General features: G+C 73.7%; 13 protein-coding genes and 1 riboswitch. Of the genes, 7 read left to right on the forward strand and 6 right to left on the reverse strand.

The window, feature by feature from the left end:
• Positions 1-1,281 carry an adenosylmethionine--8-amino-7-oxononanoate transaminase gene (locus ACFF45_RS06075; RefSeq protein WP_381342905.1) on the reverse strand — a complete coding sequence of 427 codons (1,281 nt, stop codon included), beginning with the start codon at positions 1,279-1,281 and terminating at the stop codon, positions 1-3.
• Entirely contained in the window at positions 1,274-2,533 is a 1,260-nt protein-coding gene (bioB, locus tag ACFF45_RS06080) for a biotin synthase BioB (protein WP_381342907.1), read from the reverse strand. Before bioB ends, ACFF45_RS06075 begins: the two co-directional genes overlap by 8 nt.
• Before the next feature lie 156 nt (positions 2,534-2,689).
• Here bioB and ACFF45_RS06085 point away from each other — a divergent pair, with 156 nt between their 5' ends.
• On the forward strand, positions 2,690-3,817 hold the full coding sequence (locus tag ACFF45_RS06085) for an 8-amino-7-oxononanoate synthase (protein ID WP_381342910.1): 1,128 nt from the start codon (positions 2,690-2,692) through the stop codon (positions 3,815-3,817).
• A gap of 172 nt (positions 3,818-3,989) precedes the next feature.
• Here the strand turns inward: ACFF45_RS06085 and ACFF45_RS06090 are convergent, their stop codons facing one another.
• Both ACFF45_RS06090 and ACFF45_RS06095 read right to left on the reverse strand, forming a co-directional pair.
• Positions 3,990-4,211, reverse strand: a complete 222-nt coding sequence (locus ACFF45_RS06090) for a DUF397 domain-containing protein (RefSeq protein ID WP_381342913.1) — start codon at positions 4,209-4,211, stop codon at positions 3,990-3,992.
• A gap of 9 nt (positions 4,212-4,220) precedes the next feature.
• Positions 4,221-5,081 carry a helix-turn-helix domain-containing protein gene (locus ACFF45_RS06095; protein ID WP_381342915.1) on the reverse strand — a complete coding sequence of 287 codons (861 nt, stop codon included), beginning with the start codon at positions 5,079-5,081 and terminating at the stop codon, positions 4,221-4,223.
• Positions 5,082-5,293: 212 nt separating this feature from the next.
• On the opposite strand from ACFF45_RS06095, the gene ACFF45_RS06100 reads away from it, so the two are divergent.
• Positions 5,294-5,728, forward strand: coding sequence for an ATP-binding protein (locus ACFF45_RS06100; protein ID WP_381342917.1), 435 nt, complete (start codon positions 5,294-5,296; stop codon positions 5,726-5,728).
• 637 nt (positions 5,729-6,365) lie between these two features.
• Here ACFF45_RS06100 and ACFF45_RS06105 read toward each other — a convergent pair.
• Both ACFF45_RS06105 and ACFF45_RS06110 read right to left on the reverse strand, forming a co-directional pair.
• Positions 6,366-6,839 (reverse strand): C40 family peptidase, encoded by a 474-nt coding sequence (locus tag ACFF45_RS06105; protein WP_381342920.1) that lies wholly within the window; start codon positions 6,837-6,839, stop codon positions 6,366-6,368.
• A 3-nt stretch (positions 6,840-6,842) separates the two neighbouring features.
• A riboswitch (cyclic di-AMP (ydaO/yuaA leader) is annotated at positions 6,843-7,029 on the reverse strand.
• A gap of 703 nt (positions 7,030-7,732) precedes the next feature.
• On the reverse strand, positions 7,733-8,737 hold the full coding sequence (locus tag ACFF45_RS06110; protein ID WP_381342923.1) for an ABC transporter permease: 1,005 nt from the start codon (positions 8,735-8,737) through the stop codon (positions 7,733-7,735).
• A 216-nt stretch (positions 8,738-8,953) separates the two neighbouring features.
• On the opposite strand from ACFF45_RS06110, the gene ACFF45_RS06115 reads away from it, so the two are divergent.
• The 5 genes from ACFF45_RS06115 to ACFF45_RS06135 all read left to right on the forward strand — a co-directional run bounded on the left by ACFF45_RS06115 (position 8,954) and on the right by ACFF45_RS06135 (position 12,726).
• Positions 8,954-9,571 (forward strand): TetR/AcrR family transcriptional regulator, encoded by a 618-nt coding sequence (locus ACFF45_RS06115; RefSeq protein WP_381342926.1) that lies wholly within the window; start codon positions 8,954-8,956, stop codon positions 9,569-9,571.
• Positions 9,572-9,705: 134 nt separating this feature from the next.
• Positions 9,706-10,008 carry an urease subunit gamma gene (locus tag ACFF45_RS06120; RefSeq protein WP_381342929.1) on the forward strand — a complete coding sequence of 101 codons (303 nt, stop codon included), beginning with the start codon at positions 9,706-9,708 and terminating at the stop codon, positions 10,006-10,008.
• An 8-nt stretch (positions 10,009-10,016) separates the two neighbouring features.
• Entirely contained in the window at positions 10,017-10,328 is a 312-nt protein-coding gene (locus tag ACFF45_RS06125; protein ID WP_381342931.1) for an urease subunit beta, read from the forward strand.
• Entirely contained in the window at positions 10,321-12,042 is a 1,722-nt protein-coding gene (locus ACFF45_RS06130) for an urease subunit alpha (protein ID WP_381342934.1), read from the forward strand. The genes ACFF45_RS06125 and ACFF45_RS06130 overlap by 8 nt, the downstream gene beginning before the upstream one ends.
• 9 nt (positions 12,043-12,051) lie before the next feature.
• Complete coding sequence (locus tag ACFF45_RS06135) at positions 12,052-12,726, forward strand: urease accessory protein UreF (protein ID WP_381342937.1); 675 nt, start codon at positions 12,052-12,054, stop codon at positions 12,724-12,726.
• Positions 12,727-12,739: the final 13 nt, after the last annotated feature.

Consider the following 12,739-nt stretch of genomic DNA (forward strand, 5'->3'; position numbering starts at 1 on the left):
TCATCCCTCCCGCGCGGCCGCGCACACCGCGCGGCCGATCCGTGCCAGGTCCGCGTCGTCCGTGACGTACGGCGGCATGGTGTAGACGAGGTCGCGGAACGGCCGCAGCCACACGCCCTCGCGCACGGCGGCCCGGGTCGCCGCCGCCAGGTCCACCTCGCGGTCGAGCTGGACGACACCGATGGCACCCAGGACCCGGACCTCCCGCACCCCCGGGAGGTCCGCGGCCGCCGCCAGCCCCTCCTGGAGGCCCGTCTCGACCCGCTTGACCTCCGTGCGCCAGTCCTGGCCGAGCAGCAGCTCGACCGAGGCGCAGGCCACGGCCGCCGCCAGCGGATTGCCCATGAACGTCGGCCCGTGCGCGAGCACCGGCACCTCTCCCCGGGAGATGCCGTCGGCCACCCGCGCGGTGCACAGCGTCGCCGCCAGCGTCAGGTAGCCGCCGGTCAGCGCCTTGCCCACGCACATCACGTCGGGCGTCACGGCGGCGCGCTCCGCCGCGAACAGCGCGCCCGTGCGTCCGAACCCGGTCGCGATCTCGTCGAACACCAGCAGCACGTCGTGCGCGTCGCACGCTTCGCGCAGCACCCGCAGGTAGGCGGGGGAGTGAAACCGCATCCCGCCCGCGCCCTGCACCACCGGCTCCACGACGACGGCGGCCAGCTCACCGGCGTGCTGCCCGATCAGCTCGCGCAGCAGCGCGGCGTACGACTCCTCGTACGCCTCCGGCGGCGGGGGCGCGAACACCTGCCGCGGCAGCACCCCGGCCCACAGCCCGTGCATGCCGCCCTCGGGGTCGCACACCGACATCGGCTGCCAGGTGTCGCCGTGGTAGCCGCCCCGCCAGGTGAACAGGCGCCGCTTCTCCGGCCGCCCGAGCGAGCGCCAGTACTGCAGGCACATCTTGATCGCGACCTCGACCGACACCGACCCGGAGTCGGCGAGGAACACGTGTTCCAGACCCTCGGGCGAGATGTCGACAAGGAGCTTCGCCAGCCGTACGGCGGGCTCGTGGGTGAGCCCCCCGAACATCACATGGCTCATCCGTGACAGCTGCTCCTGCGCGGCCCGGTTCAGCACCGGGTGGTTGTAGCCGTGGATCGCCGACCACCACGACGACATGCCGTCGACCAGCTCGCCCGAGCCGTCCGCGAGCCGCAGCCGGACCCCGCTCGCCGACGCCACGACGAGCGGTTCCCGCCGGCCGGGCATGGGGCCGTACGGGTGCCAGACGTGCCGCCGGTCGAGGTCCAGCAGTTCGGGCAGGGACAGCTCAGGCATTGGGTGCCACGTCCGTCCCGGCGCCCCGGCGGCGTACGGCGACCAGGTCCGTACGCGGCTCGGAGGCCGGCGGGACGGAAACGGACCCAGGCACTCCGCCCTCCGTGTGCGACCCGCACACCCCGCCCTCCGCGTGTGCCCCGCACCCGGCGCCGCCCTCCGCGGGCGACCCGCACCCGGCGCCGGCGCTCCCGTGGGATCCGCACCCGGCGCCGCCCGCGCCCTCGTGCGCCCCGCACCCGCCGCCCGTCCGGTGCTCCGGCAGCGTCACCTGGCCGGTGCCCTCCACCTCGAACCCGGCGTCGGCGATCATCTCCAGGTCGGCCTTCCCCGCCTGGCCCTCACTGGTGAGGTAGTCGCCGAGGAAGATCGAGTTGGCCAGGTGCAGCGCGAGGGGCTGCAGCGAGCGCAGGTGGACCTCGCGGCCGCCCGCGATGCGCACCTCGACGTCCGGGCACACGAACCGCACCATCGCCAGGATCCGCAGACAGCGCTGCGGGGTGAGGTGCCACTCCTTGGCGAGCGGCGTGCCCTCGAACGGGATCAGGAAGTTGACCGGCACCGAGTCCGGGTCCAGCTCGCGCAGCGCGAACACGACGTCGACCAGGTCCTCGTCCGACTCGCCCATGCCCGCGATCAGCCCGGAGCAGGCCGACAGCCCGGCCGCGTGCGCCTTGTTCACGGTGTCGACGCGGTCGGCGTACGTGTGGGTGGTCGTGATGTCCGCGTACGTCCCCTCGGACGTGTTGAGGTTGTGGTTGTAGGCGTCCGCGCCGGCCTCGCGCAGCCGCTCCGCCTGACCGTCGGAGAGCAGACCGAGGCAGGCGCACACCTCGACGCCCTCGTTCTGCTCCTTGATCGTCCTGATCGTCTCGGAGACCCGGTCGACGTCCCGGTCGGTCGGGCCGCGCCCGCTGGCCACCAGGCAGACCCGCTTCGCACCGCCCGCGAGTCCCGCGGCCGCGGCCTCGGAGGCCTCGTCGGGCTTCAGCCAGGTGTACTTGAGAATGCCGGCCTGGGAGCCGAGGCGCTGCGAGCAGTACGAGCAGTCCTCGGGACACAGGCCCGACTTGAGATTGACGAGGTAGTTGAGTTTCACCCGTCGGCCGAACCAGTGGCGGCGCACCTTCCCGGCCGCGGCCACCACATCGAGCACGTCGTCGTCGGAAGTGGCGAGGACGGCCAGTGCTTCCTCGCGGGTCGGCGTCTCGCGCCGAAGCCCCTTGTCCACCAGCGTGTTCAGCAGGTCCATGGAAGCCGATCCTGTCCTAACGCACCGCCTCCGGCCAAGAGGAGACTTCGTACAACTCTGCCCCTTGGACGTGTGGGTATTGCCACACACTGAGCCGCGTTGGGGACCGCTAGGGTCTGTGCACTGCCTACAAAACGCACCCGGAGGGCGGAGCCCATGGCGTTCGGCTGGATCGACGAGCAGGCGGAGTCGCGCCGCAGCGCCGGACTCGTGAGGACCCTGCGCCCCCGCCCGGCTGAGTCGCCGCTGCTCGATCTGGCGAGCAACGACTACCTGGGCCTGGCCCGGCATCCCGACGTCACCGAGGCGGCCGCGCGGGCCGCGCGGACCTGGGGCGGCGGCGCGACCGGCTCCCGCCTGGTCACCGGCACCACCGAACTGCACACGGAACTCGAACGCGAGCTGGCCGCGTTCTGCGGCTTCGAGGCGGCGCTCGTCTTCTCCTCCGGTTACGCCGCCAACCTGGCCGCGGTCACCGCGCTGGCGCCGCACGGCTCGCTGATCGTCTCCGACGCGGGCAACCACGCCTCGCTGATCGACGGCTGCCGGCTGGCCCGCGGCGCCACGCAGGTCGTCGCGCACGCCGACCCGGAGGCGGTGCGCAAGGCGCTGCGGACGCACGACGGGCCGGCGGTCGCCGTGTCCGACACGGTCTTCTCGGTCGACGGCGACGCGGCCCCCCTCGCCGCCCTGGCCGGGGTCTGCCGGGAGCGGGGTGCGGGGCTCGTCGTGGACGACGCCCACGGCCTGGGCGTGCTCGGCGACGGCGGCCGGGGCGCCCCGTACGCGGCGGGGCTCGCGGGCGCGGACGACGTGGTCGTCACGGTCACCCTGTCCAAGTCGCTCGGCAGCCAGGGCGGCGCCGTGCTCGGCCCGGCGCGGGTGATCGGCCAACTGGTCAACGCGGCCCGGACGTTCATCTTCGACACCGGTCTGGCTCCGGCCGCCGCGGGCGCGGCACTGGCGGCCCTGCGGCTGCTGCGCGGGGAGCCGGAGCGTGCGGCCCGGGCGCGCGCGGTGGCGGGTGAGCTGCACACCCGGCTGACGGCCGCGGGCCTGGCGGCGGTACGGCCGGACGCCGCGGTGGTCTCCGTGCGCGCGCCGTCCCCGGAGAGCGCCGTGCGCTGGGCGGCCGACTGCCGCGCCGAGGGGCTCGCCGTGGGCTGCTTCCGACCTCCCTCCGTGCCCGACGGAATCTCCCGGCTGCGGCTGACGGCCCGCGCGGACCTCTCCGGGGACCAGATCGAACGCGCTGTACGTGTCATCGGCGACACGCGACCATGAGTCGGCGAACCACGGCCGTGCGTCGCGCCCTACGGAACCGATCACCAGTAGTCCGGACCGTGCGGATCCGGACCGATCGGCGCAGGCCGATCGATAGGTCGAACGGTTGGTGGAACGGTCGGTGGAACGGTCGGTCGGACAGTGGGTCCGACAGGGAAATCGGCAGGACCCGTCACAGACGGGCCGTGAAGCCCGCCCAGCTCTCGGGGGAGAAGAGCAGCGCGGGTCCGGCCGGGTCCTTGGAGTCGCGTACGGCGAGCAGTCCGGCGCACGGACCCAGGGTCGGCCGGGCGGTCTCGACGCAGTTGTTGGCGCCGGTGCTGTAGCTGCTGCGCAGCCAGCGCACACCGGGCAGTCGGGTGCTGGAAGGTACGCTCCGAGGCGGTTCGGTCATGGTGCCTCCTTACGCGCCGTCACCTATCGCGGCGATGTAGTCCAACGAATCCTCGGGTGAAAGGGCGTGGAACTGAAGGGCGTTGAAGGCCTCCGTGTAGGCCTCTACGTCTTCTTTCCTTTCGAGGTAGAGGCTACTCGTCAAGTGGTCGAGAACAACAACATCCAGATCAGAAGTTCTCGAAAATGAGAAGATAACAAAAGGCCCGGTGACGCCGATGTGCGCTCCCGCCGCGAAGGGCAGTACCTGAAGCCGGACCTGGGGCAGCCGGGCCGCCTCCATGAGCCGCTCCAGCTGCCGCGCCATCACCTCCGGGCCGCCCACCTCGCGGCGCAGCACCGCCTCGTCGAGCACCGCGCTCAGCACCAGCGGAGGGTGCGAGCGCAGCACGACCTGCCGGGCCAGGCGCACCTCCACCAGCGCGTCCAGGCGGTCCTCGGTCAGGCCCTCGACCGCGGCGCGGGTCACGGCGCGGGCGTATTCGGGGGTCTGCAACAGGCCGGGGACCACCGAGGTCTCCAGGGTCCGCATGGCGCCGGCCTGCGACTCCAGGCTGATGAAATCCCGGTAGGTGGGCGGCAGCACCCCCTTGTAGGCGTGCCACCAGTGGTCCCGGCCGTGGCCGCCGCAGGAGCCCGCCAGCGCCAGCAGGAGATCCCGGAGTTGGGCGTCGTCCACGCCGTAGGCGTCCAGCAGTGAACGCACGTCGGCCGGCTTCACGCCGCTGGCGCCGGTCTCGATCCGGCTCACCTTCGACTGGTGCCAGCCCACCAGCCGGGCCGCCTCGCCACTGGTGAGGCCCGCACGGCCCCGCAGTGTGCGCAATTCGGCGCCCAGTTTCCGGCGGCGTACCGCGGGACCGTGCTGCATGGATTACTCCTTACTCCTTCCGAGCCGCCCGAATACGCTCTGCCGTCGCAGAGTTCACCGCATCGAGCGACAGATATATGCATATCTCGGTGGATCGCCACCGCTACCCGTCCATGAGTGGCAGGCTGGCGATGAAGCACCAGTCCGGGACCGTACTCGAACCATCCGCTCCGTGTCGGACTGCGGTCCCGTGGGAAAGGGACGACGTCGCCATGGCAGACCATCTGGAAGCATCCGTCACTCTGCCGAGCGATCCCGCCTCGGTCTCCACAGCCCGCACCTACGTGGTCAGCACCCTGGCCGAGTGGGGCCTGCCCCCGGAGACGGAGGCGGCCGACACGATCCGGCTGATCGTCTCCGAACTCGCGACCAACGCCGTCCAGCACACCTTCGGACAGTCACCCACCTTCACGGTCGCCCTGCGGCTCGACCGCGACGAGCAGCTGCGCATCGGCGTGACCGACAGTCACCCGCGGTTCCCCAAACGCCTGCCGGCCGCCGTCCAGCAGGACAACGGCCGCGGCCTGGTCATCATCCGCTGGCTGACCGCCGAGTGCGGCGGCCGTCTGAGGGTGCGCCCGACCCGGGAGGGCGGCAAGACGGTCTCCATCGAACTGCCGTGGACGGTCCCGGCGCGGCCGGTCTGAGCGGCGGGCCACCGGGAGGCCCTGTCCGGCGCACAGGGCAGGGATCCGGCTGCGGGGGAGCGGGGGCGGGGCTCCGGGCCGGGCGGTGAGGTCTTGAAGGCCACCGACGGACGGTACGGGCCCCGCGCGTCCCCGAGAGGGGCGGGAGGGCCCGCACGGCCGGGGCGGGGGCGCGGGGAACGACCCCTGGGCGCGTCGCGCCGCCTCAGCGGCCCCCGGGGTCGGCCGAGGCTGCCGGGCACGGTCGTCGTGGGCGCCGAGCGGAGCGCGGAAGCCGTCCACGGCTGGGGCCGTGGCGCGGGGGCCGATGGACGCCCGGCTGCCCGTGCGGGGGGCTCCGGCAGCCGTCCCGCCCGAACGGCGGACTCGGGGCGCCACAACCGCTGGGCGCCGCCGGCCGGGTGCGCGGCCCGACGTGGGCGCGAGCGCTCCGGGTGTGTGGCCCGGCGCGGCCGCGAGCGCCGAGTGTGTGGGCCCGGCGCGGGTGTCGGTGCCGAGTGCGTCGGCCGGCGCGGACGGGGTCGCCGGCTGCGCGGGCCTGCCGGTGCGCGCCGGCCATCCCCGGCGGGACAGCCGGGCGCGGCGACCGGCGGGGCGGTGGCGGCCCTTCGTGAGGGCCGCCACCGCCCTCCGAGGGTTACTTGACCCGGCCGTACCAGACGCTCTTCGTCCAGATCTTCTGCAGCCGCACGACGTCCCCGGTCTTCGGGGCGTGCCAGATCCTCCCCTTCCCGGCGTAGATCCCCACGTGGTACACGTTCGACCCCGAGTGGAAGAACACGAGGTCGCCGGCCTTGCGGCTCCCGGCGGAGATGTGGCGGGTCTTGTTGTACTGCTGGGCGGCGGTACGGGGCAGCTTCTTGCCCGCCTTCTTGTACGAGTACAGCGTCAGCCCGGAGCAGTCGAACCGGCGGGGCCCGGTGCCGCCCCACTTGTACGGGGAGCCCTTCTTCGAGGCGGCGACCTGGAGCGCCTTCGTCGCCGGCGTGGCGGCCGCGGCCTCCGGGACGAGGCCCGGAGCCACCACGGAGCCGCCCACTGCGGCGAGGGTGAGGGCCGAGGCCGTACCGGCCCGGGCCATGAGCGACGGGACACGATTGAGCGCGGTCATGCGCAACCCTTCGTCAGCCGCCTGTGAAGGATGACCTGTCGGATTCGGGCTGGCGAAGTTGCCCGGCCGCGTTGCCGCGGCTTCACCCCAAGGGACGCTCGGACGTCGTGCTCCGGCGACCCGTCGTGCCTGGGTCCTCCACTCCTGCCGATCCACTCCTGTCGACCGGTCATCCAGGCGGCGGCAGGACTCGGCGTCCGCCCGGACCGCCCCGCCGCGGTGGCGGGGGCTTGTCGTCAGTCAGGGATCTTGACTCACCGAAGTCCTAAAATCCCAACGCAACCGGGGATTTGTGGTGTTACTCACCACTCGCCCGTTCGGGTGGACAGCCGGACGTTCGAAGGGGTGTCAAGAGTGCCACGCCACCCCGGACCAGCACTGGAAGGCCTCATTCCGCCTCGAAGCAGCTCGCGTTGCGCAACCGCAAGGGCCCCGGAAAAGGAGGTGAGGATCCTTCGGACGGCGGTAGCCCTTTTGGTCCGTTTCGGCTGCGCCCCGGGCGTTCCGTCGCGCCGGCCCGCGGCCGGGGCGGACGGCGGAGGAGCGGGCCGTGCCGCAACTGTCGGAGCGCGGTGCGGCGGTGGCACGCGCCGTGCGGCGCTCACCGTCCGGCACGCGCAGCGCCCGCGCGAGGTCCGGGTGCGGCGTGCGGTCCCGGCCCGCTGGTGCGTCGGCGCGAGCGCGTCGGGCGGTCCGCCCGCTCGTGCACCAGCGGCCGGGTGGCGCTCGGCCCACGCTACGTGGTCCCGTCGTACGCCGGGTCGATACGTCCGAACAGGCCCGTCAGGGCCGGGTGACGGCCGGCCGGCCGAGCCTTCGGGCGGGTGCGCTCGCGCCCGGATCGCGGTTCCCGTCCCCGTGGGGACGGCGGCCGGCCCTCGCGCGGACGGCGGTCAGCCCGCCGGCGCGGGCTCCCGGCCGGCGCCGGGCTTCCGCTGCCCCGCGCGGGACTTCAGCGCGCTGCCCAGCAGCACCGCCCCCAGCCCCACCGCGGCCCACCACGTCAGCGTCAGCGCCGGTTCCAGCGCCGCCGCGCCGTCGAAGTACGACACCGACCGCAGCAGCGTCGTCCCCGCGCCCGGCGGCAGCCACTGGCCGATCGCCCCGGCCGGCTCGGGCAGCATCTCCGGCGCCGACCCGGCCCCCGAGAAGGGGTTGCCGAGCAGCATCAGCACGGCCGCGGCGAGCCCGACCCCGGCCCGGCCGAGGAGCGCGCCCAGGCCGGCGACCGCGCTGCTCACCGCCAGCGTGGACAGTCCGAGGACGGCGGCTTCCGCCCACCAGTCGCCGGTGAGGACCGCCAGCCAGCTGTGCGTGATCGCGGCCGCGGTGACACCGACCAGCGCCGAGGCGCCCACCAGACTGGTCACCGCCCGCGCCCCGCGCAGCCCGAGCAGGGGCACGGCCGCGCCCGCCGCGATGCCGGCCAGCGCCAGCGGCAGCACGCTCGCGGTGAGCGCGGCGCCCCGCGGATCGCTCGTGGGCGCGGGCACGACGTCCACCGTGCGCGGGGCGGCGCCCCCGGCGGACACCGCCTGCTGCAACAACTGCGCCACCAGGGGGCTCGCGGCCGACGCGGTCAGCAGCTCGGGGCCCCGGTCGGTGACGACGATCGCGCCGTACACCGCGCGGTCCCGCACGGCCTCGCGGGCGGCCGCCCCGTCGGCGTAGCGGTGCACCTCGAACGCGCCCCGGTGCCGGGCCAGCTGCTGCTCGGCCTGCGCCGTGGCGGCGGCCGGGCCCGCGACGCCGAGCGGCAGGTCGCGCGGCGCGGTGCGGGCGGCGGGCCAGGCGAAGGCCCACAGCGCCAGCGCGGCGAGCAGCGGGACGAGGACGACGACCGCCGCGAGGCGGCGCGGGTCGGGGCGGGTGGCATACGTGCCGGACGGTGTGGACATGGGGCCCCCTGAGTGTCCCTGGCGAGCCGGCCGACCGGAGAGCAGCCGGCGAGTCGGCGAGTCGGCGAGTCGGCGAGTCGACGAATCGGCGGGTCGGCAAGTCGGCGGGTCGCCGAGTGATCGTAAAAAGAAGGATCGTTCGTTTTAGGTGACGGCTCCACCGTGCGCCCAGGGGGCGCCGTTGTCAAGAAGGAATGTTCGTTCTACATTCGCGGCATGGCTCGCGTATCCCAGGAACACCTCGACGCCCGTCGTCGGCAGATCCTCGACGGCGCCGCCGTCTGCTTCGCCCGCAACGGGTTCCACGCCACGTCCATGCAGGACGTACTGCGCGAGGTGGACCTCTCCGCGGGCGCCGTCTACCGTTACTTCAGCGGCAAGGAGGAGCTGATCGCCGCGATCGTCGGCGAGGTGCTCCAGACCGTGCGCGAGATGTACGAGGCGGCCGCCGCCGAGTCTCCGCCGCCGATGCCGGACGAGCTGATCCCGTGGGTCCTGGGCCGTATGCGCACGGTGCGGCCGGGCGCCGTGGACGGCGAGTGGATGTTCCCGCGGCTGATGCTCCAGGTGTGGACCGAGACCCTGCGCAGCCCTCACCTCGCGGGCCTGCTGCGGCCGGCCTACGAGGATGTCCGCGCCTCCTGGGTGCTGGTGGTCGAGCGGTACAAGGAGGCGGGGGTGATGCCCGAGGACGCCGACGCCGACGCCATGGCCCGCGTGATGATCGCGGTGGTGCAGGGCATGGCGACGCAGATGGCCCTGTTCGGCACCGGGTCCGAGGACCTGCTGCGGACCGGACTGCGGGCCCTGATGAGCGTCGGGCGGCCCGGGTGACCGGATCACAGCTTGGTTAACTTGCGTGAAACTCGTGCCAATTAGCCTGCCCCTCCACGCCACCAGCGAGTTCGCCCGGTGGCCGCGGCAGGACCGGGCCCCGCACGGCCCGCAGCGACGAGGTGAGGTGGGACGTGCAACTGACCCCGCACGAACAGGAGAGGCTGCTGATCCACGTGGCGGCCGACGTGGCCGAGAAGCGCCGGGCCCGCGGGCTGAGACTGAACCACCCCGAAGCCGTCGCCCTCATCACCTCGCACATCCTGGAAGGGGCGCGGGACGGTCGTACCGTCGCCGAACTCATGGCGTCCGGACGGAAGGTGCTCACCCGGGACGACGTCATGGAGGGCGTCCCGGAGATGATCCACGACGTCCAGGCCGAGGCGACCTTCCCGGACGGCACCAAGCTCGTCACCGTCCACGACCCGATCGTGTGAGGGCCGCGATGATCCCCGGAGAGATCCTCTTCGCCGACGGCCCGATTGCCTGCAACCAGGGCCGCGAGGTCACCCGTCTCACCGTGCTCAACGCCGCCGACCGGCCCGTGCAGGTCGGGTCCCACTACCACTTCGCCGAGGCCAACCCCGGCCTGGAGTTCGACCGCGCCGCCGCGCGCGGCAAGCGGCTCAACGTCGCCGCCGGCACGGCCGTGCGCTTCGAGCCCGGCATCCCCGTCGACGTCGAACTCGTCCCGATCGCCGGCGCCCGCGTGGTGCCCGGCCTGCGCGGCGAGACCGGAGGTGCCCTCGATGCCTGAGATCTCGCGCGCGGCGTACGCCGACCTGTTCGGCCCGACGACCGGGGACCGCGTCCGGCTCGCCGACACCGATCTGCTGATCGAGATCGAGGAGGACCGCAGCGGCGGGCCCGGACTCGCCGGTGACGAGGCGGTGTTCGGCGGCGGCAAGGTCATCCGCGAGTCCATGGGACAGGCGCGTGCCACGCGCGCGGAGGGCACCCCGGACACCGTGATCACCGGTGCGGTGATCGTCGACCACTGGGGGATCGTCAAGGCCGACGTCGGCGTCCGCGACGGCCGGATCACCGGGATCGGCAAGGCGGGCAACCCGGACACCATGGACGGCGTCCACCCGGACCTGGTCATCGGCCCGGAGACCGAGGTCATCGCGGGCAACGGGCGGATCCTGACCGCCGGGGCCATCGACGCGCACGTCCACTTCATCTGCCCGCAGATCGCCGACGAGGCGCTGTCCTCGGGCATCACCACCCTCGTCGGCGGCGGCACCGGCCCGGCCGAGGGTTCCAAGGCCACCACCGTCACGCCCGGCCCCTGGCACCTGGCCCGGATGCTGGAGGCGATGGAGCAGTACCCGCTCAACGTCGGGTTCCTCGGCAAGGGCAACACCGTCTCGCACGAGGCGATGCTGTCGCAGATCCGCGGCGGCGCCCTCGGGCTGAAGCTGCACGAGGACTGGGGCTCCACCCCGGCCGTCATCGACGCCGCGCTGACCGTCGCCGGACGGACCGGCATCCAGGTCGCCATCCACACCGACACGCTGAACGAGGCCGGGTTCGTCGGCGACACACTGGCCGCGATCGGCGGCCGGGGCATCCACGCCTACCACACGGAGGGCGCGGGCGGCGGACACGCCCCGGACATCATGAGCGTCGTCTCCGAGCCGCACGTGCTGCCGAGTTCGACGAACCCGACGCGGCCGTTCACCGTCAACACCGCCGAGGAGCACCTCGACATGCTGATGGTGTGCCACCACCTGAACCCGGCGGTGCCGGAGGACCTGGCCTTCGCCGAGTCGCGGATCCGGCCCTCCACCATCGGGGCGGAGGACATCCTGCACGACCTGGGCGCCATCTCGATCATCTCGTCCGACTCGCAGGCCATGGGCCGGGTCGGCGAAGTGATCATGCGGACCTGGCAGACCGCCCACGTGATGAAGCGGCGGCGCGGCGCCCTGCCCGGCGACGGGCGGGCCGACAACCGCCGGGTACGCCGCTATGTCGCCAAGTACACGATCAACCCCGCGCTGGCGCAGGGACTGGCGCGCGAGGTCGGCTCCGTCGAGACCGGCAAGCTCGCCGACCTGGTGCTCTGGGAGCCCGCCTTCTTCGGTGTCCGGCCGCAGCTCGTCCTCAAGGGCGGCCAGATCGCGTACGCGCAGATGGGCGACGCCAACGCCTCGATCCCGACGCCGCAGCCGATCCTGCCCCGGCCGATGTACGGGGCGATCGGGCGGGCGCCGGCCGCCAACTCGGTCAACTTCGTGGCGCCGCTCGCCGTCGAGGACGGGCTGCCGGAGCGGCTCGGGCTCGGCAAGCGGTTCGCCGCCATCGACTCGACGCGCGGGGTGACCAAGGCGGACATGCGCGAGAACGACGCCCGCCCCGAAGTGCGCATCGACCCCGACAGCTTCGCCGTGCACATCGACGGGGAACTGGTCGAGGCCACGCCGGCCGCCGAACTGCCCATGGCGCAGCGCTACTTCCTCTTCTGAGGTGCCGTGATGTCACGAGCGGCACTTCTCGTACTGGCCGACGGCCGCTTCCCCGCCGGCGGGCACGCGCATTCCGGCGGGGCCGAGGCCGCGGTGCGCGCGGGCCGCGTCACGGATGCGGCGACCCTGCTCGGCTTCTGCCGGGGCAGGCTGCACACGACGGGCCTGGTCGCCGCGGCCCTCGCCGCGGCGGCCGCCCTCGGCGTCGACCCCGGGGAGCTGGACGCGGCGGCGGACGCCCGGACACCGTCCCCGGCGCTGCGGACCGCGGCCCGCAGACTGGGGCGGCAGCTGATGCGGGCCGCCCGGGCCACCTGGCCGTGCGGTGAACTGGACGCCGTGGCGCGGGCCTTCCCCAAGGGCGCCCACCAGCCGGTGGTGCTGGGGCTCGCGGCGCGGGCCGCCGGGCTGGGCGCCGTCGACGCCGCCCACTGCGCGGCGTACGAGAGCGTGAGCGGGCCGGCGAGCGCGACGGTGCGGCTGCTGAGCCTGGACCCGTTCGACGCGACCGGGGTGCTGGCCCGGCTGGCGCCGGAGGTGGACCGGATCGCGGACCGGGCGGCGGAGGCGGCGCGGGCGGTCGCCCGTGAGGGCGTCGACGCGCTGCCCGCGGCGTCGGCCCCGCTGCTGGAGATCGGCGCCGAGGCGCACGCCGGGTGGGGGGTGCGGCTGTTCGCCTCGTGACGCCCCTCGCCCC

The sequence above is a fragment of the Streptomyces cinereospinus genome, assembly GCF_042430725.1.
GTDB classification, from domain to species: Bacteria; Actinomycetota; Actinomycetes; order Streptomycetales; family Streptomycetaceae; genus Streptomyces; species Streptomyces cinereospinus.

Coding starts and splice junctions, on each gene's coding strand:
- ACFF45_RS06125 (WP_381342931.1), top strand. CDS start 10,017: ATGATCCCCGGAGAGATCCTCTTCGCCGACGGCCCGATTGCCTGCAAC.
- ACFF45_RS06085 (WP_381342910.1), top strand. CDS start 2,690: ATGGCGTTCGGCTGGATCGACGAGCAGGCGGAGTCGCGCCGCAGCGCC.
- ACFF45_RS06090 (WP_381342913.1), bottom strand. CDS start 4,211: ATGACCGAACCGCCTCGGAGCGTACCTTCCAGCACCCGACTGCCCGGT.
- ACFF45_RS06115 (WP_381342926.1), top strand. CDS start 8,954: ATGGCTCGCGTATCCCAGGAACACCTCGACGCCCGTCGTCGGCAGATC.
- ACFF45_RS06130 (WP_381342934.1), top strand. CDS start 10,321: ATGCCTGAGATCTCGCGCGCGGCGTACGCCGACCTGTTCGGCCCGACG.
- ACFF45_RS06105 (WP_381342920.1), bottom strand. CDS start 6,839: ATGACCGCGCTCAATCGTGTCCCGTCGCTCATGGCCCGGGCCGGTACG.
- ACFF45_RS06135 (WP_381342937.1), top strand. CDS start 12,052: ATGTCACGAGCGGCACTTCTCGTACTGGCCGACGGCCGCTTCCCCGCC.
- ACFF45_RS06095 (WP_381342915.1), bottom strand. CDS start 5,081: ATGCAGCACGGTCCCGCGGTACGCCGCCGGAAACTGGGCGCCGAATTG.
- ACFF45_RS06100 (WP_381342917.1), top strand. CDS start 5,294: ATGGCAGACCATCTGGAAGCATCCGTCACTCTGCCGAGCGATCCCGCC.
- bioB (WP_381342907.1), bottom strand. CDS start 2,533: ATGGACCTGCTGAACACGCTGGTGGACAAGGGGCTTCGGCGCGAGACG.
- ACFF45_RS06075 (WP_381342905.1), bottom strand. CDS start 1,281: ATGCCTGAGCTGTCCCTGCCCGAACTGCTGGACCTCGACCGGCGGCAC.
- ACFF45_RS06110 (WP_381342923.1), bottom strand. CDS start 8,737: ATGTCCACACCGTCCGGCACGTATGCCACCCGCCCCGACCCGCGCCGC.